Origin of the sequence: Mycobacterium paraffinicum (genome assembly GCF_025822865.1) — a bacterium.
In the GTDB taxonomy this organism is placed as follows: domain Bacteria; phylum Actinomycetota; class Actinomycetes; order Mycobacteriales; family Mycobacteriaceae; genus Mycobacterium; species Mycobacterium paraffinicum.
The window spans coordinates 121797-140074 of the sequence record NZ_JACKUR010000027.1; the positions used below are offsets into that span (position 1 = coordinate 121797).

19 protein-coding genes and 1 tRNA gene are annotated in these 18278 nt (G+C 67.6%); 7 read left to right on the plus strand and 13 right to left on the minus strand.

Translation table 11 applies throughout. From position 1 onward, the window contains the following. Positions 1-20 precede the first annotated feature (20 nt). The 3 genes from H7J89_RS18285 to fabG all read right to left on the minus strand — a co-directional run bounded on the left by H7J89_RS18285 (position 21) and on the right by fabG (position 3231). Positions 21-1145 (minus strand): CoA transferase, encoded by a 1125-nt coding sequence (locus H7J89_RS18285; RefSeq protein WP_264046067.1) that lies wholly within the window; start codon positions 1143-1145, stop codon positions 21-23. 65 nt (positions 1146-1210) lie between these two features. Further along, positions 1211-2437, minus strand: a complete 1227-nt coding sequence (locus H7J89_RS18290; protein ID WP_264045286.1) for an acetyl-CoA C-acetyltransferase — start codon at positions 2435-2437, stop codon at positions 1211-1213. Beyond that, positions 2434-3231: a 3-oxoacyl-ACP reductase FabG gene (fabG, locus tag H7J89_RS18295; protein ID WP_264045287.1), complete on the minus strand. Its 798-nt coding sequence runs from the start codon at positions 3229-3231 to the stop codon at positions 2434-2436. Before fabG ends, H7J89_RS18290 begins: the two co-directional genes overlap by 4 nt. Positions 3232-3293: 62 nt before the next feature. Between fabG and H7J89_RS18300 the strand changes: the two genes are divergently transcribed. From H7J89_RS18300 to H7J89_RS18310, 3 genes are read left to right on the plus strand one after another with little or no spacing between them, the layout of a single operon-like run. After that, complete coding sequence (locus H7J89_RS18300) at positions 3294-4466, plus strand: acyl-CoA dehydrogenase family protein (RefSeq protein WP_264045288.1); 1173 nt, start codon at positions 3294-3296, stop codon at positions 4464-4466. Positions 4467-4495: 29 nt separating this feature from the next. After that, positions 4496-5317, plus strand: a complete 822-nt coding sequence (locus tag H7J89_RS18305) for a mycofactocin-coupled SDR family oxidoreductase (protein WP_264045289.1) — start codon at positions 4496-4498, stop codon at positions 5315-5317. A gap of 52 nt (positions 5318-5369) precedes the next feature. After that, positions 5370-5798 (plus strand): pyridoxamine 5'-phosphate oxidase family protein, encoded by a 429-nt coding sequence (locus tag H7J89_RS18310; RefSeq protein WP_264045291.1) that lies wholly within the window; start codon positions 5370-5372, stop codon positions 5796-5798. A gap of 5 nt (positions 5799-5803) precedes the next feature. On the opposite strand, the gene H7J89_RS18315 is transcribed toward H7J89_RS18310, so the two are convergent. The 3 genes from H7J89_RS18315 to H7J89_RS18325 form a co-directional block, all read right to left on the minus strand. After that, entirely contained in the window at positions 5804-6880 is a 1077-nt protein-coding gene (locus H7J89_RS18315) for a phosphotransferase family protein (RefSeq protein WP_264045292.1), read from the minus strand. Positions 6881-6967: 87 nt separating this feature from the next. Continuing rightward, positions 6968-8704 carry an ABC transporter ATP-binding protein gene (locus H7J89_RS18320; RefSeq protein ID WP_264045293.1) on the minus strand — a complete coding sequence of 579 codons (1737 nt, stop codon included), beginning with the start codon at positions 8702-8704 and terminating at the stop codon, positions 6968-6970. Further along, positions 8701-11280 (minus strand): ABC transporter ATP-binding protein/permease, encoded by a 2580-nt coding sequence (locus H7J89_RS18325; RefSeq protein ID WP_264045295.1) that lies wholly within the window; start codon positions 11278-11280, stop codon positions 8701-8703. Before H7J89_RS18325 ends, H7J89_RS18320 begins: the two co-directional genes overlap by 4 nt. A 152-nt stretch (positions 11281-11432) precedes the next feature. Here H7J89_RS18325 and H7J89_RS18330 point away from each other — a divergent pair, with 152 nt between their 5' ends. Continuing rightward, positions 11433-11858 (plus strand): thiol-disulfide oxidoreductase DCC family protein, encoded by a 426-nt coding sequence (locus tag H7J89_RS18330; protein ID WP_264045297.1) that lies wholly within the window; start codon positions 11433-11435, stop codon positions 11856-11858. Here H7J89_RS18330 and H7J89_RS18335 read toward each other — a convergent pair. Together H7J89_RS18335 and H7J89_RS18340 are read right to left on the minus strand one after the other, a co-directional pair. Next, on the minus strand, positions 11855-12163 hold the full coding sequence (locus H7J89_RS18335) for a hypothetical protein (protein WP_264045299.1): 309 nt from the start codon (positions 12161-12163) through the stop codon (positions 11855-11857). The two genes, H7J89_RS18330 and H7J89_RS18335, sit on opposite strands and share 4 nt — an antisense overlap. Before the next feature lie 74 nt (positions 12164-12237). Next, a tRNA-Leu gene (locus H7J89_RS18340) sits at positions 12238-12320 on the minus strand. Between the two features lie 97 nt (positions 12321-12417). Between H7J89_RS18340 and H7J89_RS18345 the strand changes: the two genes are divergently transcribed. Both H7J89_RS18345 and H7J89_RS18350 read left to right on the plus strand, forming a co-directional pair. Continuing rightward, complete coding sequence (locus H7J89_RS18345) at positions 12418-12798, plus strand: hypothetical protein (protein ID WP_264045301.1); 381 nt, start codon at positions 12418-12420, stop codon at positions 12796-12798. Beyond that, a complete protein-coding gene (locus tag H7J89_RS18350; RefSeq protein WP_264045303.1) occupies positions 12795-13136 on the plus strand; it encodes a DUF3817 domain-containing protein in 342 nt (113 codons plus the stop codon). The genes H7J89_RS18345 and H7J89_RS18350 overlap by 4 nt, the downstream gene beginning before the upstream one ends. Positions 13137-13204: 68 nt before the next feature. Here the strand turns inward: H7J89_RS18350 and rdgB are convergent, their stop codons facing one another. Further along, positions 13205-13810 carry an RdgB/HAM1 family non-canonical purine NTP pyrophosphatase gene (gene rdgB, locus H7J89_RS18355; RefSeq protein ID WP_264045305.1) on the minus strand — a complete coding sequence of 202 codons (606 nt, stop codon included), beginning with the start codon at positions 13808-13810 and terminating at the stop codon, positions 13205-13207. 703 nt (positions 13811-14513) lie between these two features. Here rdgB and H7J89_RS18360 point away from each other — a divergent pair. Beyond that, positions 14514-14957, plus strand: coding sequence for a nitroreductase family deazaflavin-dependent oxidoreductase (locus tag H7J89_RS18360; protein ID WP_264045307.1), 444 nt, complete (start codon positions 14514-14516; stop codon positions 14955-14957). Positions 14958-15050: 93 nt separating this feature from the next. On the opposite strand, the gene rph is transcribed toward H7J89_RS18360, so the two are convergent. The 4 genes from rph to H7J89_RS18380 all read right to left on the minus strand — a co-directional run bounded on the left by rph (position 15051) and on the right by H7J89_RS18380 (position 18251). Then, entirely contained in the window at positions 15051-15830 is a 780-nt protein-coding gene (gene rph / locus H7J89_RS18365) for a ribonuclease PH (protein WP_264045309.1), read from the minus strand. Positions 15831-15854: 24 nt separating this feature from the next. Next, positions 15855-16637: a cyclic nucleotide-degrading phosphodiesterase gene (locus tag H7J89_RS18370; protein ID WP_067950979.1), complete on the minus strand. Its 783-nt coding sequence runs from the start codon at positions 16635-16637 to the stop codon at positions 15855-15857. 127 nt (positions 16638-16764) lie between these two features. Beyond that, a complete protein-coding gene (murI, locus tag H7J89_RS18375; RefSeq protein WP_264045313.1) occupies positions 16765-17580 on the minus strand; it encodes a glutamate racemase in 816 nt (271 codons plus the stop codon). Continuing rightward, positions 17577-18251: a rhomboid family intramembrane serine protease gene (locus H7J89_RS18380; protein ID WP_264045315.1), complete on the minus strand. Its 675-nt coding sequence runs from the start codon at positions 18249-18251 to the stop codon at positions 17577-17579. The genes murI and H7J89_RS18380 overlap by 4 nt, the downstream gene beginning before the upstream one ends. Positions 18252-18278: the final 27 nt, after the last annotated feature.

An 18278-nucleotide genomic window follows, 5' to 3' on the forward strand; every position in this document is an offset into this window, starting at 1 on the left:
GTCTTTCCGTATTGGCTTGCTCAGCAAGCGATTGTCTTCGCGTCTGTCAAGCGTCCGATGTCGGCCCTGGTCAATCCCAAACGCCGCTCGAGGACGTCGGCGGTGTCTTGCCCCAAGGCCGGCGCGGACGTGCCGGCGGGGTGGGCACCGTCGAACGCGACCGGCAGGCCGGGGGCGAAGTAGTCGCCCAGGCCTTCCTGGCGCAGGAGGGAAAACAGTGGGTTGGCAGTCACTTTCGGGCCCGCCGCGACCTCTGCGAAGGTCCGGTACCGCTCGTAGAGCACCGTGGTGGCCGACAGCGCGGCGGTGGTCTCCTCGGCGGTGTGGTCGGCGAACCAGGTGCCGAAGAGGCCGGACAGCACGTCGCGGTATCGGTAGCGGTCACCCTCGGAGCCGAAGTCGACACCCAGCGCCTCAGCGAGAGCGTCTACCGCGGTACCGGTGCCCGTCACGTCAACCAGGTCGCGAAAGTGCCTGCGGGTCAGGGTGACAACCATGAACCGGGCGCCGTCGCGGCTGGTGAAGTCCTGTCCGTACTGTCCGTAGATGGCGTTGCCCAGGCGCTGCCGTTGCGTGCCGGTGACTTGGGGCTCGGTCAGCAGTCCCAGGTTTCCGGCGGTGGCCAGCGCGACATCCTCGAGCGCCACGCTGATCCGCGCGCCCGCACCGCTTTCGTCGCGGCGGCGGACGGCGGTGACGACGGCCAGCGCCGCGTACAGGCCGCAGCACACGTCCCACGCCGGCAGCACGTGGTTGATCGGGCCGGCGTGCTCGGCGGGGCCGGTGACGAGCGGGAATCCGATGCCGGCGTTGATTGTGTAATCCACTCCGGTGGAACCATCGCCACGTCCGAGCAGCTGCACGTGGATGACGTCGGGCCGCTTGTTCGTCAACACGTCGTGGCTGAGCCAGGACAGGCCGGCGGCGTTGGTCACCACCACGCCGTCCCCCTCGACGATGAGCCGCTGGACCAGCTCCTGCCCTTCGGGGGACCGCAAATCGATGGTGGCCGAGCGCTTTCCCTTGTTCAGCCCGGTCCAGTAGATCGATGTGCCGTCCGGCGCAAGCGGCCAACGGTGCACGTCGGACGCGCCACCGATCGGATCGATGCGGATCACCTCCGCGCCAAGCTGATTGAGCGTCATGCCGCACAGCGGGGCGGCGACGAAGCTGGACACCTCGACGACGGTGAGGCCGCTCAGGGGCCCGGTCACGTCGGGGCGACCCGCTCGAACACCGCGGCCAGTCCCTGACCGCCGCCGATGCACATGGTCTCCAACCCGTAGCGCGCCTCGCGGCGGTTGAGCTCGCGCGCCAGGCTGGCCAGCATCCGCCCACCCGTCGCACCGACCGGGTGGCCGAGGGAGATGCCGGAGCCGTGCACGTTGGTGCGCTCGTGGTCGGCGGCACCGAAATTCCATTCCCGCATGACAGCGAGCGCTTGCGCGGCGAAGGCTTCGTTGAGTTCGATGAGATCGATGTCGGACAGCCGCAGGCCGGCCTTGGCCAGCGCGTCCTCGGTCGCCGGCACCGGCCCGATTCCCATGATGTTGGGCGCGACCCCCGCCACCGCCCACGACACCAGGCGCACCAGGGGCTTCAGACCGTACTCGGCGGCCTTCTCGGGTGTGGTCACCACGCACATCGACGCCGCGTCGTTCTGCCCGCTGGCGTTGCCGGCGGTGACGGTGGCCTCCGAATCCTCATTCCGCAGGACGGGTTTCAGCTTGCTCAACGACTCGACCGATGCGTCGGCGCGCGGATGCTCGTCGGTGTCGATCAGTTCCTCGCCGTGGCGGCCGGGCACCGCAACGGGAATGATCTCCTCGGACAGGATGCCGTCCTTCTGCGCGGCCACCGCGCGCTGGTGCGACCACACCGCCAGCTCGTCTTGCTCCTGGCGCGAGATGTCGTACTGGCGGCGCAGATTCTCGGCAGTTTCCAGCATGCCGCCGGGCACCGGGTAGTGCCGGCCACCGGCGGTGGTGCGTCCACGGGCCAGCCCGTCGTGCACCCGGACGCCGCTACGGGCGCCGCCCCAGCGCATGTCGGTGGAGTAGAAGGCGACGTTGCTCATGCTTTCGCAGCCGCCGGCGATGACGAGATCGTTGTTGCCGCTGCCCACTTGCAGACACGCCTGGATGACCGCCTGCAAACCCGAGCCGCAGCGCCGGTCGACCTGCATACCGGGAACCGTCACCGGCAGGCCCGAGTCCAGCGCCACGACACGCCCGATCGCCGGCGCCTCGCTACTGGGATAGCAGTGGCCCAGGACGACGTCTTGCACGGCCTCGGGCGCCAGCCCGGTCCGCTCCAATAGCCCCTTCAGGGCGGCGACGCCGAGGTCGACCGCGGTCAGCGCCTTGAACATTCCGCCGTAGCGCCCGATCGGCGTCCTGACGGGTTCACAGACAACGGCTTCACGGACCGCACTCATAGGTGTCGGCCGCCCGTGATTTCCATGACGGTGCCGGTCATGTACGACGACAGGTCGGACGCCAAAAACAGCGCCACGCTGGCGACTTCGCTGGGCTCGCCGGCCCGCCCCATCGGCACCTCGGCAACCTTTGAATCCCAAATGCGCTGCGGCATAGCCTCTGTCATGGCGGAGCGGATCAAACCGGGCGCGATCGCGTTTACCCGGACGCCCAGGTAAGCCAGCTCTTTGGCCGCGGCTTTGGTCATGCCGACGATGCCCGCCTTAGCCGCCGAGTAGTTGGTCTGCCCGACCATGCCGACCTTGCCCGACACCGAGGACATGTTGATGATCGCGCCACGCTTGTTTTCGCGCATGACCGCCGCCGCGAGCCGAGTGCCGTTCCAGGTCCCCTTCAAATGCACGGCGATGACCTGATCGAACTGCTCCTCGGTCATCTTGCGCATGGTCGCATCGCGGGTGATGCCGGCGTTGTTGACCATGATGTCCAGGGTGCCGAAGCGATCAACCGCGGTTTGGATCAGGGTTTCGACGTCGGACGCCTGAGTGACATCACAGCGGACCGCGACCGCTACGTCATCACCGCCCAATTGCTTGGCCACGACCTGGGTTTCCTCGAGGTTGACGTCGCCGAGCACAACCCGGGCGCCCTCGGCGACAAAGCGCTCCGCGATGGCAAGCCCCAGTCCTTGCGCTCCGCCCGTGATTACCGCGGTCTGACCTGCCAACAACGACACCTGGTCACATCCTTCACTGTTGTCTCCACCATCGGACACCCTCAAGGCAAATATCATATTTGATATAGGATCCTGCTCTGAACCGGGGTGCCCCGGGCCAGGAGAGGAGCGTGGAGCCGATGGCCACCGCCGAATTCGCCGAAGTCTCGGACGACGATTTCCGAGAGATCCTCGCTCAGACAAGGCAATTCGTCCGCAGCGCCGTCGTGCCCCGCGAGCAGGAGATCCTCGAACAGGACCGCGTTCCGGACGACCTCCGCGACGAGGCCAAGAAGATGGGCCTGTTCGGCTACGCGATTCCGCAGGAGTGGGGCGGCCTGGGCCTGAACCTCGTGCAAGACGTCGAGCTCGCGATGGAGTTGGGCTACACATCCCTGGCACTGCGTTCGATGTTCGGCACCAACAACGGCATCGCCGGACAGGTCCTGGTGGGCTTCGGCACCGATGAGCAGAAATCCCGCTGGCTGGAATCGATTGCCACGGGCGACGTCGTCGCCTCCTTCGCGCTGACCGAACCGGGCGCCGGATCCAATCCGGCCGGTCTGCGCACCAAAGCCGTTCGCGACGAAGACGATTGGGTGATCTCCGGGCAGAAGCGTTTCATCACGAATGCGCCCGTCGCCAATCTGTTCGTCGTGTTCGCGCGGACCCGGCCGGCCGACGACCAGGGCCCCGGAATCGCCGTCTTCCTGGTGCCCGCGGATGCCGCGGGCGTCGAGGTGGGGGCCAAGGACGCCAAGATGGGACAGGAAGGTGCCTGGACGGCCGACGTCAGCTTCGACGACGTCCGCGTCGGATCCGACGCGCTGATCGGCGGCAGCGAAGACATCGGATATCGAGCGGCGATGACCTCGCTGGCCCGGGGGCGGGTGCACATCGCCGCCCTCGCGGTGGGCGCCGCTCAACGCGCGCTCGACGAATCGGTCTCGTATGCCGCCACCGCGACCCAGGGCGGAACGCCGATCGGAAACTTCCAGTTGGTGCAGGCGATGCTCGCCGATCAGCAGACCGCGGTGATGGCCGGCCGGGCACTGGTGCGCGATGCCGCCCGGCAGTGGGTCGCAGGCCAGGATCGCAGAATCGCCCCGTCGGCGGCCAAACTCTTCTGCACCGAAATGGCGGGCAACGTCGCGGATCTCGCGGTTCAAATCCACGGCGGCAGCGGCTACATGCGTGGCGTCGCCGTCGAGCGCATCTACCGCGACGTGCGTCTGCTGCGACTATACGAAGGCACCAGCGAGATTCAGCGTTTGATCATCGGATCGAACCTCGTCAAGGCGGCTCAGCGATAAGAGCGGCCGTACCACTAGGGGAGCAAACTATGAGCGGAAAGCTTGCGGGCAGGGTGGCATTCATCACCGGAGCCGCGCGCGGGCAGGGCCGTGCGCACGCCGTTCGTCTGGCGCGGGAGGGCGCCGACATCATCGCCGTCGACATCGCCGGCAAGCTGCCGTCCTGCGTCCCCTACGACCCGGCGACTCCCGACGATCTGAGCGAGACCGTTCGCCTGGTTGAGGAAACGAATCGCCGGATCATCGCCTCGGTGGTGGACACCCGGGACTTCGAGGGGCTGCGCAAGGCGGTCGACGACGGTGTCGCCGCCCTCGGGCGGCTCGACATCATCGTCGCCAACGCCGGGGTCGCGGCCCCGCAGGCCTGGAACGACATCACGCCGGAAAACTTCCGCGACGTCATGGACATCAACGTGACTGGCACCTGGAACACCGTGATGGCCGGCGCGGACAAGATCATCGCGGGGGGCCGCGGTGGCTCCATCATTCTGATCAGTTCCGCGGCCGGCATGAAGATGCAGCCGTTCATGATTCACTACACGGCAAGCAAGCATGCCGTCACCGGAATGGCGCGGGCTTTCGCCGCCGAGCTGGGCAAGCATTCGATCCGCGTGAACAGCGTTCATCCCGGGCCGGTGAACACTCCGATGGGAACGGGCGACATGGTCGCGGCGGTGGGCAAGGCCATGGAGACCAACCCCCAGCTGTCCAATGTCCTCACCCCGTTCCTGCCCGACTGGGTTGCCGAGCCGGAGGAGATCGCCGATACGGTGTGCTGGCTGGCCAGCGATGAGTCCCGCAAGGTCACCGCCGCCCGCATCCCGGTCGATCAGGGCTCGACGCAATACTGAGCTGCCGCCCGATCCGGGAATATATTCGACGGGGTCGGCGCTTGCAGGGCACATGAAAGCTTTCACCGAGAGCGAACGTCAGGAGTTTCTGGCCGCCAAGCACGTGGCCGTGCTGTCCGTCGACGCCGGCGACGGCCGACCGCCCGCCAGCGTCCCGATCTGGTACGACTACACCCCCGGTGGCGACGTCCGGATCATGACCGGGGCGGCCAGCCGCAAGGCGCGGCTCATCGAGCGGGCAGGCAAGGTGACGCTGGTGGTCCAGCGCGAGGAGCCCCCCTACCAATACGTGGTCGTCGAGGGCACGATCGTCGAGACCACCAAGCCCGCCCCAGCCGACGTGCAGGAGGCCGTCGCCATCCGCTACCTCGGCGAGGAAGGCGGCCGCGCGTTCATCCGCAGCATGGAGGGTGTGGAAGAGGTGTTGTTCACGATCCGCCCCGACCGCTGGCTCAGCGCGGATTTCACCGGCGACCTGTAGGGGTGTCAGCCGATTAGTTCCAGCGTCCCCAGCTCGCGGATCGCCTGACAGCCGCGGCTGAGCATGGCAAGCACCATGTCGTCGCCGCGGTCGGTGGCGGCGGCGAAAGCAAAACCCAGCGCCGAGATCAGCGGCGCCTGCAGCACACCGAGCCGGTAATCATGCCAACATGTTTCGCGGTCATAGCCGGTGACCCCGCACGCCACCAAGGCGCGGTGATAGTCGGCGACGAGCCGTTCTTCGATGCTCGCGCGCAGCTGGGAATTGAGACTCGTCGCGGTGAAGTAGGCGAGATCCCTGGCCGGCAAACCGACGCCGAGCGTCTGCCAGTCGACCACGCTGACCCGGGTCCGATCCGGATCGAAGAGCAGGTTATCCAGGCGATAGTCGCCGTGCAGCAGCGCGAACCGGTCATAGTCGGAAAGCAGCCATGGCGTGACCAAACCCATTGCCGCGCTGAACGTCTCGCGGTCCGCGGCGCTCATCCGGTCGCCCAGCTTGTCCAGCGTGATATCGGCGCTCATCTTCGCCACTTCGCCCATGCCGCCGGCGCCGGCCTCGTCCGGCCTGGCGAACGCGATGCCCGGGAAGTCGAGCCAGACGGGATCACACCAGCTGGGCGCGTGCAGCCCGGCCAGCGCGGTAACCGCGAGGCGCGCTTCGGCCTCCCCACACCCGGCCAGCTGATCGCCCTGCACCGCCGGCGCCTGGTCGGCGAGGAGCAACGCAAAATCCATTGCGTCCTCGGTGATCTCGGAGTAGAAGCATTGCGGCGTCGGTACCTGCACCCGGTCCGCCACCGATGAGTAGAACGCGCATTCGCTGCGATATCCGATGACGACCCGGTCGCGCACGGTGTCGTCCTGGGCCGGGAGCTTGATGACGAAGGTCTGCGGCAGGTCACCGGGGTCCGTCGCGTACCGGGCGCATATCCGGTAGGTGGCACCGGTCTGCCCGGTGCCGATCGCGACCACGTCGACGTCGGCGACCTCGACGGCGGCGCCACGCCCGCTCAGCGCGGCCGACAGCCATTGCGGGGTCACGTCGCCGGGATACCGCGGAATCGACACCAAAGCACTCATGAACAGCATGCCTCCTGTACCCGGACAGCTCCGTCCGACTGACAAACTGTAAGGCATACCGCAAGTGCTGCGGTCAACTACGGTGACCTAATCGGCGAGAATCCGCCAGTCGGCGGCCTCATGCTGCTGGCGCCAGAACTCGTCGAAACGTCCACCCGCCGCGAGCAATTCGTCGACCGTCCCGTCCTCGATCACCCGGCCGTCGTCCAGGAACAGGACACGGTCGGCGTGACCGATGCTGGCCAACCGGTGGGCGACGATCACCTGGGTGCGTGAGCGGGGATCGAGGGTGAGCGCGTCGACCACCGCGGCCTCGTTCTCGGTGTCCAGGGCGCTGGTCGCCTCGTCGACCAGCAGTATCGGCGCCGGCTTGAGCAGTGCCCGCGCGATGCTGACCCGTTGGCGTTCACCACCGGACAGCGCGGAACCGGCCTCGCCGACGACCGTGTCGGCGCCGTCGGGAAGCCGACCGATGAGTTCGTCGACGCGGGCGAGGGCGACGGCCCGTTTGAACTGGTCATCGCCGGCGCCGGGATCCCCGGCGAACACGTTGTCGGAGATCGACCCGTGGAACAGGTAGGGATGTTGGAACACCACGCTGCTCGCCGCCCGGCGGGCTTCGGCGTCCAGCGTCGCCGCGTCGACGCCGTCGATCAGGACCCGGCCGCGGGTGGGCTCGTGCAGCCCCGCTATCAGCGCCAGGATGGTGCTCTTGCCCGATCCGGACGGTCCGACGATCGCCGTGGTGCTCCCCGGCGCCAATGAGAAGCTCACCCCGTCGAGCACCGGCACGGTCGCTCCGTCATACCGGAAAGTGACGTCGTCGAACTCGATGCGCGGCGCCGCGGCGGCATCGGGCAACGTGGCCGCCCCGGCGTTCATCAGCGGCGCGGTGAGGACCGAGCGGATGCGGTCGAGCGTGGCGCGGGTGCTCTCCAACGCCGGTGCCAGCTCGCTGATCGTGGTGAACGGCTCCAGATAGCGCACGATCACGACGATCAGGGCGATGGCTTCCGGGATCGTGACCGTCTTGTTCACCGTCAGCGCAGCGGTCGCCCCCGCCAGCAGGATCAGGGAGAGCTGGCTGGCAAGGCTGAACAGCAGCTGACCCGGGATCTGCATGGACAGCAGCCGCATGGTCGCGCCGTGCTGCGCGGCCAGCGCATCCCCGACCAGGCTGCGCGCGGGCTCGACCCGCCGCGCCGCCCGCAACGCCTGCTGGGTGCGGGCGAATTCGATGATCCGCTCGGTGAGCGCGCCATTGGCTTCGTCGGCCGCGGCGTCGGCTCGCCGCGTCAACCGCGCTGACGCCCACAGCGCCCCCAGCAGCAGGGGCACGCCGCCCAGCGCGGCCGCGCCGAGCTGCCATGAGATCGGGAGTAAGGCCAGCCCTATGGCCGCGGGCAGCAGGATGGCGGAGATCAGCGGGGTCAGCAGGTTGACGACGAGGCCGACCAGTTCGGGTCCCGTGGCGGCAATCGCCTGTCGTGCGGTCGCGGTGTGCTCGGCGGTGAACCAGTCCATCCGGACGACGGGCAATCGGTCCGCTACGTCGTGCTGGCTGTGGTCGAGCACGGCAAAGCCGAGGCCAAAGCCGATGCGCGCAGTCGCGGTGTCGATCGCCCATCCGATGACGGTGGCGGCGGAGAGCCAGCCCAGCCACACCAGCGCGCGGTGCGGATCGCTGAACAGGGCGCCCACCAGGGGCACCAGCAGGACGGTGGCCGCCGCCCGCAGCACCACGGAGAGCACCGCGAGCGCGGCGTAGGCGATCACCTTGGTGCGGCGATCCGCGGGCACCAGGCCCAACCACGTGCGGATCATCGCGCCCCCTGCTGAACCGTGGTGGCCGCAACCGGGTCTCGACGGCCACGCTCCCACAGCCGTCGATACCGACCGGCGGCGGCGAAAAGCTCGTCGTGCGTGCCGCGTTCGGCGATCCGGCCGTGGTCGAGGACGACGATCTGGTCGGCTCCGGTGATGGTGTGCAATCGATGCGCGATCACCAAAACCGTGCGATCCTGGGTCAACCGGTTAAGCGCCTGCTGGACAAGGTATTCCGATTCCGGATCGGCGAACGCGGTGGCCTCGTCCAGGATCAGCACCGGGGTATCCGCCAGGATCGCCCGGGCGATGGTCAGCCGCTGCCGTTCGCCGCCCGAAAGGCCGCTTCCCGCGCCCAGCACGGTGTCGTAGCCGTCGGGCAATCGCATGATCCGGTCGTGGATCTGGGCCTGACGCGCCGCTTCCTCGATCTGGGCCGCGGTGGCATCGGGGACGGCCAGCGCGACGTTCTCCGCGACGGTGCCGTGCACCAGCTGGGTCTCCTGCAGGACGAACCCGACCATTGCGTAGAGTTCGTCGGCGGTCATCGCCCGGATGTCCTGTCCCCCAACACGTATCACGCCCTGGCCGACATCGTGAAAGCGGGCCAGCAGGGCGGCCAGCGTCGACTTGCCGGACCCCGACGGGCCCACGAGGGCGGTGACCGTGCCGGGTCGCAGCGTCAGCGAGACGTCCTGGATGATCGGAACACCCGGGCGGTAGCCGAAAGTGACGTCGTCGAAAACCACCGTCGCCGACGAATCTGCGGACCGGTCCTGCTCTCGAACGTCCAGCTCGGGCTCGTCAAGGGCGCTCTGCAGGCGCCGGGCGGCAAGCATGCCGGCGCTGATACCGCCGACCCCATAGGCGATCCCCAGCAGTCGCGCGCCGAAGGTGGTGCCCAGCCACAGGAACGGCAGGAGGTTCACCGGGTCCATTCGTCCGGTGACGGTGAGCAGGGTGCCCGTGAGCGCGATCAGCCACAGGAACGTCGACGGCCGGGTAACCAGGTCCATGAGCGTCTTCTTGCCGGCCAGCGGGCGCTGCCAGGAGACCAGGAATTCGACGTACTCGTCCAGGCGGCGCCGGAAGCTGGACGCGGCCGCGCCGCCGAAGACGCGGATCACCGGCTGGCCTTCCAGGTAGGCGCCGGCCTCGCCGCTCATCGTCTCGGCCCAGCGCTGCGATTGCGGGATGCGCGGGCCCGACTGAATGGTGAGCGACGACGTCAACACCAAGTACACCAGGACGGGCAGGAAGAGCACGAGCGCCACCCGCCAGTCGACGACGAGCAGGTAGACCAGCACGGCGACCGGCGCGACGATCGCCGCGATCGCGTCGGGGATGGCGTGGGTGACCAGATAGTGCAGCGAGAGCGTGTCGTCCTGCAGCAGCTGCTTGATCGAGCCCGATCCGCGCGCGGTAAACCAGCCCAGCGGTAACCGAGATAGCTTGCGCAACAACCGCGATCGCAGGTCGGCGGCGAACCGCGCGTCGATGACGTGCAGCCACAGCGTGAGGGCCGCACCGAGCACGGTTCCCGTTCCGAGCAGCGCGACCGCGGCGATCCCGACGTCCCAAAGTCGCGATGCGGGCGCCCCGGCTACCAGCAGCCGGGCCAGTTCGACCAGCAGCACGAAAGGCGCCAGCTGCACCACCGTGATGACGGCCTGCAACACGCCGGAGAGGATCAGCGCCGAGCGCAGCGGCGTGAGCAACCGGCCGGCGCCCTGGGCGCGCCAACTTCCGCGGGCCGCCGGGGCAGGCGTCTTGTCGGCCGACGCCGTAACCTGTTCGGGCGCAACGTTGCTCACGGACTCCGCCTCGTCGCCGCGGCGGGTTCCCATCGCACGCCCGGCGCTCCAATACGCCTGGGCGTGTATTACCGACTTGGGGAAACCGAACTCGTCGCGCAGCCGGGCCCGCACGTGCTTGAGCACCGTCGCCTCGGGCGTGGCCCAGGCGTACCAGTTGGACCAGTCGCGGTTATCAATCGCCGCGGCAAGGGATTTCTCGTCGCACCGCGCGACCCAGTGCACGCGCAGGCGAGGGTGGTGGGCGATCGGGATCAAGACGTCGTTGTCGTCGTGCTGCTCGAGATACATCTCGATCGGGACGTCGTCGGGGACGACCCCGATGATTCCGTTCATGCCCGGGATGGACGCCGAGTCGCCGATCAGCAGGTAGCCGGCCGGCTGTTCGTCGGGCACGTCGAATCGCGACGAGCCCATCAAGGCCATGACGGCGATCGTGGCGCCGGGCTGCACGGTGCGGGCCCACTTCGACGCCGGGCCGGAGGGCTCGTGCAGCACGATGTCGACCGCGAAGCGGCCGCTGGGGACGTCGGCCTCGGAGATCGTGTAGGCGCGCTGGAACTCGGTGTTGGATCCGTCCGGGTCAGGAAACCAGAACCGTAGCCATGCGGCGGGCTCGGCGTCCACGTCTTCGAACAACGTCGGTGATGTCATGCGCACCCGCACGAAATGCGGTGCAATCTGGACGGTTTCGATCACGGTGGCGGCGTGGTCACGTGCGCCGAAGCTTCGCAACATCACACCGGAGAACCCCCGCGCCATCAGCGGTCCTTTCCTGCGGCGCTCAACTCCGCGACGACTTCACCGAACGGCCCGGCGGACCCTTCACTCGACAAGTTACCGCCCAAACTAAGGGTTGCCTTACCAAAGGTCAATTCGTGGTCGGTGGGGCTGATAGCCGGTAGCGTGGGGGCGTGCACAGCGAAACGGTGCCGCCCGTGTTGCTCTACGACGGGGTCTGTGGCGTCTGCAACGCGGCGGTACGCACGATACTTCGGTTCGATCACCGCGGCACCCTGCGCTTTGCGGCCCTGGACAGCGACTTTGCCCAGGCGGTCTTGGCCCGGCATCCATCCATCAAAGACGTGGACTCCGTGGTGTTCGTCGACGAGCCCGACCAGCCGGGAGAACGCGTCGCCGTGCGATCCGCAGCCGCGCTGCGGGTGGTTGATTACCTCGGCGGGCCGTGGAAGCTGCTCGAGGCTGCCCGCATCATCCCCACTCCCCTGCGCGACTGGCTCTACGACAGGGTCGCCGACGTCCGCTACCGCATCTTCGGCAAGTACGACACGTGTCCGCTGCCGCCGCCGGAGGTTCGCGCGCGCTTCCTGGACGCCTAGTCGATAGCCAGATCGGCCTCGGACTCTTTGCGCTTCAGCTCCGCGAGCTTGCGGTCTTCTGCGGCGAACAGGCGATGCTGGGCGGCCGAGTCGCGGTGTTCAAGCACATGGGACACCCCTAGCTCGACGGTCCGGTCTTGCATCCGTGCCACCTGTTCGTGTTTGCGGGCCGATTCCTCGAAGCTGCGAGCGGCCGAGAGCCCGGCATGCGCGGCGCGTTCGCGAGCCTCGGCGGCTCTGCGTTCGGCGAGTTCCGCATCTTTCGCGCTAAGAACTTCCTCGCGTGGCTGATTTCCGGTGGCCATGGCGTCTCCTCGTGTCCGTGCCGTCCATGTACCCAGCACAGCGCGTTTGACGCTTCGCGATCGCGAAATAACGGTGCGGGCGGAGGGACTCGAACCCTCACGCTCTTTCGAGCACCGGCACCTAAAGCCGGCGCGTATGCCATTTCGCCACGCCCGCAGCGTGCCGATCGTACCGCTCAGTTCGCGGACGGACCTGACGACGGCGCGCCTCGACGAATTCGTCGGACCCAAATCGTGAGCGGTACCTTCAAGGGGTGTCCACTACTCATCGTCGCAGGCCCGCGCTGATCGCCTTGGTGATCGTCGCGGCCTGCGGTTGCCTGGCGCTGGGCTGGTGGCAGTGGACCAGGTTCCAGTCGGTCTCGGGCACATTCCAGAACCTCGGCTACGCGCTGCAGTGGCCGCTGTTCGCCTGGTTCTGCGTGTACGCATACCGCAAATACGTGCGTTACGAAGAGATGCCGCCGGAGCCTCGGCGGGACGTCGCCGTCACCGAGATACCCGCCGGCCTGCTGCCCGAGCGCCCCAAGCCGATGCAACAACCGTCCGATGACCCCGCGCTGGCGGAGTACAACGCCTATCTGGCCGAGCTTGCCAAACAAGACACCGAAAAACAGAACAGGACCACCGCATGACCACACCGGAGAGATCAGCGTCGGCATTCCCCGTCGAGAAGATCCGCACCGCGTTGCTCGGCTACCGGATCATGGCGTGGACGACGGGTCTTTGGCTGATCGCGCTGTGCTACGAGATCGTCTCGCACCTGGTGTTGCACCACGAGATCCGCTGGATCGAGGTGGTGCACGGCTGGGTCTACTTCATCTATGTCCTGACCGCCTTCAATCTGGCGGTCAAGGTGCGGTGGCCGATTCCCAAGACGATCGGTGTGCTCCTTGCCGGGACCATCCCGCTGGTCGGCATCATCGTCGAGCAGGTTCAGACCAGGGACGTGAAGGCCCGCTTCGGCCTGTAGGGCTCGAGTGTGCGGCTGGCTTCACACTCAAGGCCGAACGTGCGGCCAGCTTCACACTCGGCAGGAGCCTAGGGCAGCAAGTCGCGCAGCGCCGGCACTAGCAACGCGAGAGCGCGACCGCGATGGGAGACCGCATCCTTCTCCTCGGGGCTGAGCTCGGCCGCGGTGCGGTCGGAACCCTCTGGAATGAAGACCGGGTCATACCCGAAGCCGCCGTCCCCCCGCGGTTCCCGAGCGATGCTGCCGGGCCACTCCCCGCGGACGACGACTTCGCCGGAAGGCCCGGCGAAGGCGCAGGCCGACACGAACGCCGCGCCGCGCCGTTCGTCGGGCACGTCGCGCAACTGCGCCAACAGCAGCGCGGTGTTGGCGGCGTCGTCGCCGTGATCACCCGACCAGCGCGCCGACAGCACGCCGGGCATGGCGTTCAAAGCGACCACCTCCAGGCCGGAGTCGTCGGCCACCGAGGCCAGACCCGTCGCGGCGAACGCATCCCGCGCTTTGGCCAATGCGTTGTCCTCGAAGGTCGCGCCCGTTTCGGGCGCCTCGGCGAAGGGCGGCACGTCATGCAAAGAGACCAGTGTCAGCCCGGTAAGGCCGGCGGCGTCGAGCACCCGGCGCAATTCGGCCAGCTTTTTGGGGTTGCGGCTGGCGACCAGGAGCCGGGTCACCAATCACTCCAATGCATCTCGTGACGGCAAGGCGGGTTCATCACGGGCTCGGGACGATGGCGAACATGCCTAAGTACATCGCTCGGCGATGCGCGGGTGGGCGTCGGGTCCCCTTGTGCGGCCGTGCCCGTATTGATGGCACCGGAAAGCCCCTGTACACGCCGCATCGAAGCGCGGACAATTCGAGTTTATGAAGCGACTCACCGCGGGGTGGGCAGCGACCTTGATCATCTCCGGCGGCTCGGGGCTGGCCTGTCTGGCGCTGGGCGCCGGTGCCGCTCAGGCCAACCCCCCGGGCTGCAGTCAATATTCGGCATGTTGGTGCCCAGGGCAACGCCTGCCGGCAGGCGGCAATGTAGTAGGCGCTTGGGACATGAACGCCTGCCACGACTATCACTTTTCCGATGAGAACTACCCACCCGGGCCGCACATGCAGGCAGAAACGGGCCCGGCGCCACGTGACCCCAGTTGCCCTCCCTGGGCCACGATCTTCAGCGGCCCAGCGCAGTGCGGGGGCCTCTGAGCAGGCCTTGACGGGCGCGCCCCAAGCGGCTGGCGACCAGCAGGCGGGTCATCATCTAGTCCTGAACACGCGTCTGGGCCGTTGCCGATACACCCCGGCCAATCGCATAGGCAGTGCCGACACGGCATACACGCGACAGGTTCCGCAAGGAATACACAGGGCGACGAATCAGCTTCGTCCAGAGTGAGTCAGAAACCCGATAGCGAGACGCTCAAGGCGCTCAATAACAACATCACCGACGAGTTTCGCGCCAACGCCGGCAAGGTCGGCGGACGATTCGAGGGCAACGAGCTGTTGCTACTCACTACGAACGGCGCGAAGTCCGGCGAGCCGCGCGTCGCGCCGCTGGTGGTCTTCCGTATCGACGGCAAGCTGCTGATCGTCGCGGGTTACGGTGGCGCCGACGTCAACCCGGGGTGGGTGCACAACCTGCGGGCCAACCCGCGGGCGCGCGTTGAAGTCGCCACCGAGTCGTTCGACGTCGTCGCGCACGAGCTCGACTCGTCCGAACGTCAGGCGATCATCCCCAAGATCAACGCGACCGTACCCGCGTTCGCGTTCGCGAACTACCAGTCGAAAACCACACGCACCATCCCAATATTCGAGCTGCAGAAGGACGAGTCATGACCGACCGGAAGTTGTCTCGTCTTGGCCGCGGTGTCGGCGGTGGTAAACCGCGGGACAGTTAGGCCAAGGTCAGGCTGGCGACCAGCAGACGCGTCAGCTGCCGAACGCCTTCGGCGGCGCAGAGCCCTCGGGCAGCTCACCCGGATACGGCAGGGCCAGCGCCTCGCGCTGAGCGGCGAACAACTTGTCGCAGGCGGCCAGCGCCACGTCGAGTAATTTGTCCAGCGTCGAACGCGGGAACGTCGCGCCCTCGCCGGTTCCCTGCACCTCCACGAGTGTGCCGGTGTCGGTGGCGACGACGTTCATGTCGACCTCGGCCCGCGCGTCTTCCTCATAGGGCAGGTCCACCCGGATCCTGCCGTCAACCACCCCGACGCTGATCGCCGCGATGGCACACGACAACGGTCGCGGATCGGACAGCTTGCCCGCCGCCGCCAGGTAAGTGACGGCGTCGGCCAGGGCCACGAAGGCGCCCGTGATGGCGGCGGTGCGGGTGCCCCCGTCGGCCTGCAGCACGTCGCAATCGACCGCAATGGTGTTCTCCCCCAACGCCGCCAGGTCGATGCAGGCCCGCAGCGACCGGCCGATCAGTCGGCTGATCTCCTGGGTGCGCCCGGAAAGCCGTCCCTTCACCGATTCGCGATCGGAGCGCGTATGGGTTGCCGACGGCAACATCGCGTACTCGGCGGTCAGCCACCCCAGCCCCGACCCCTTGCGCCAGCGCGGCACACCATCGGTGACGCTGGCGGTGCACATCACCTTGGTGTGGCCGAATTCGATGAGTACCGACCCCGCCGGGTGGTCGGTGAATCCGCGGGTGATGACTACCTGGCGAAGCTCGTCGTCAAGGCGGCCGTCTTCTCGTCTGGTCACGACGCCAACCCTAACGTGGGATGCTCAGACCCTTTCAGAGCGGCGGATATCGAAAGATTCGCCGCACACCACCGCATGCACGGGGCCGTCGAACTCCGCCTTCGCCTCGCTGATCACGTCCTCGCGCGACGTCCACGGCGGGATGTGGGTCAACAACAGTTCGCGGACGCCGGCCTGCGCCGCGATCCGGCCGGCCTCGGTGCCCGACAAATGCAGTGCGGGCGGGCGGTCCGGGGAGTGCGTCCAGGAAGCTTCGCAGAGAAAGACGTCGGCGTCGCGCGCCAGCTCGACGAGCTGGTCACAGACGCCGGTGTCACCGCTGTAGACGAACGAGGCGCCGGTCGAATCGGTGATCCGCAGGCCGTACGACTCGGTCGGGTGGGCGACCACCCGCGGCGTCACCGTGAGGGAGCCGAGCGTGACCGGTTCGCCGTCGACCCAATGCCGGACGTCGAAAATGTCTGAGCAGTCGTCGATTTCACCGCCGTACGGTGATGAGGCCGCCCCCAGCCGGGACCAGGTGTCGCCGGGGCCGTACAACAACGCCTTACCGTCCGGCCGCGACGGATGGTAGCGCCGCCACACGAACAGGCCGGGCAAATCCAGGCAGTGGTCCGCGTGCAGATGGGATAGGAGCACGTGCACGGAGGCGGGATCGGCGTAGCGCTGAAGCGCGCCTAGCACGCCGCCGCCGAAGTCGATGACCATCGGCGGTGTGTCCGGTGCCCGGAGCAGATATCCCGACGCGGGCGAATCCGGCCCTACCACGCTGCCCGAGCAGCCGAGCACGGTTATTCGCACGGACACTACTGTGCCATGCCCGATAGGACCGTGACGAAAACATCGCCGCATTGGTGTGATGAGAATCTCGTCCCGCACCAGTGGGGATCGCGAGTGCGGCGAAGCCGGATGAAGCGGATCTCGACCATCGGCACTAGTCGATCCGCACGTGGTGAACGGGCTGCACGCCGGTGACCGCGGGACCCAGGAATCGCGCGGCCAACGTGGTGAATGCCTCGGGGTCGCCGGTGGCTTCGAAGACCCGGGTCGCGGGCGGCGCGTCATGCGGACGCAGCAGGTCGCGCTCGGTGAGCACGCGGAGTACCTCCTTGGCGGTTTCCTCGGCGCTCGACACCAGCGTCACCTGCTCGCCCATCGCCAGCTGGATCAGCCCGGACAGCAGTGGGTAGTGCGTGCACCCGAGAACCAGGGTGTCGACCTGGGCGCGCTGCAGCGGCTCGAGGTAGCCCTCGGCCAGCCCGAGCACCTGACGGCCACTGGTCACGCCGCGCTCGACGAAGTCGACGAAGCGCGGGCAGGCCACGGCGGTGATCTCGGTGTCGCGGGCGGCGGCGAATGCGTCCTGGTAGGCGTGCGAGTTGATGGTCGCCTGAGTGCCGATGACACCGATGCGCCCATTGCGCGTGGTGGCGACGGCACGACGCACCGCCGGCAGGATCACCTCGACGACCGGTACGTCATACCGCTCGCGGGCGTCCCGCAGGCAAGCCGCGGACGCGGTGTTGCACGCAATCACCAATGCCTTCACTCCGCGCCCGACAAGGTCGTCCCCGATGGCCAACGCGTGCGCGCGGACCTCGGGAATGGTCAGCGGACCGTATGGCCCGTTGCCCGTGTCGCCCACGTAGACGATGTCCTCGTCGGGCAATTGGTCGATGATGGCCCGCGCGACGGTCAGTCCCCCGACACCGGAGTCGAAGATCCCGACGGGCGCCAACGGCGAGGTCATGTCTTGGGGCGCGGCGTGGCGGCGCCGGCTTTTCTCTTCGCGCGGGCTTTGCGTTCCGGCGCGGACAACCAATACGCGGCGACGACGCCGGCGATCGCACCGCACAGGTGACCCTGCCACGACACGCCACCGCATCTGCCGAGCACCGGCATGGCACCCAGCAACACTCCGCCGTAGGCGAACAACACCACCAGCCCGATCGCGATGTCGGTGAACCTGCGCACGAATATCCCGAACACGAGCAGGAAGGCCAGCCAGCCGAAGATCAGGCCGGAGGCCCCGATGTGGTCGGTCGGCCCGCAGGAGCTGCCCACGTCCCCGATGAGCCAAGTGCCGAAGCCGCCGAGGATCCACACGATCGCGGTGGCCCAGACGAACCGGCTCAGGCCGGCGAGCGTCATGAGAAACCCGAGCACCAACAGCGGGATCGTGTTGGCCATCAGATGCTGCCAACTGGCGTGCAATACCGGGGAAAAGACGATCCCCCACAGCCCGTCGGCCTCAAGCGGTCTGATGCCGTTCTCGTCCAGGGAGTGCCGGGTCAGCTGGTCGATCAGCTCAATCAGGTAGAGCAGCGCGACGAAGGTGAGGATCGTGGCCCCGCCGACCACCCACGCGGGCCGTTTTGCCGACGTCGCCGGTGTGCCAGGGCGGCCCTTGGTCTTACCCATAGCTGCAGGTTACCGGCGCGAACGGCG

What these genes read in the sequence shown, in the direction of transcription:
- murI (WP_264045313.1), bottom strand. Translation starts at nt 17,580, where the DNA reads ATGACCTCGCCGTTGGCGCCCGTCGGGATCTTCGACTCCGGTGTCGGG.
- H7J89_RS18325 (WP_264045295.1), bottom strand. Translation starts at nt 11,280, where the DNA reads ATGGCGCGGGGGTTCTCCGGTGTGATGTTGCGAAGCTTCGGCGCACGT.
- H7J89_RS18290 (WP_264045286.1), bottom strand. Translation starts at nt 2,437, where the DNA reads ATGAGTGCGGTCCGTGAAGCCGTTGTCTGTGAACCCGTCAGGACGCCG.
- H7J89_RS18285 (WP_264046067.1), bottom strand. Translation starts at nt 1,145, where the DNA reads ATGACGCTCAATCAGCTTGGCGCGGAGGTGATCCGCATCGATCCGATC.
- H7J89_RS18305 (WP_264045289.1), top strand. Translation starts at nt 4,496, where the DNA reads ATGAGCGGAAAGCTTGCGGGCAGGGTGGCATTCATCACCGGAGCCGCG.
- H7J89_RS18350 (WP_264045303.1), top strand. Translation starts at nt 12,795, where the DNA reads ATGACCACACCGGAGAGATCAGCGTCGGCATTCCCCGTCGAGAAGATC.
- H7J89_RS18380 (WP_264045315.1), bottom strand. Translation starts at nt 18,251, where the DNA reads ATGGGTAAGACCAAGGGCCGCCCTGGCACACCGGCGACGTCGGCAAAA.
- H7J89_RS18315 (WP_264045292.1), bottom strand. Translation starts at nt 6,880, where the DNA reads ATGAGTGCTTTGGTGTCGATTCCGCGGTATCCCGGCGACGTGACCCCG.
- H7J89_RS18320 (WP_264045293.1), bottom strand. Translation starts at nt 8,704, where the DNA reads ATGATCCGCACGTGGTTGGGCCTGGTGCCCGCGGATCGCCGCACCAAG.
- H7J89_RS18335 (WP_264045299.1), bottom strand. Translation starts at nt 12,163, where the DNA reads ATGGCCACCGGAAATCAGCCACGCGAGGAAGTTCTTAGCGCGAAAGAT.
- H7J89_RS18300 (WP_264045288.1), top strand. Translation starts at nt 3,294, where the DNA reads ATGGCCACCGCCGAATTCGCCGAAGTCTCGGACGACGATTTCCGAGAG.
- fabG (WP_264045287.1), bottom strand. Translation starts at nt 3,231, where the DNA reads ATGATATTTGCCTTGAGGGTGTCCGATGGTGGAGACAACAGTGAAGGA.
- H7J89_RS18310 (WP_264045291.1), top strand. Translation starts at nt 5,370, where the DNA reads ATGAAAGCTTTCACCGAGAGCGAACGTCAGGAGTTTCTGGCCGCCAAG.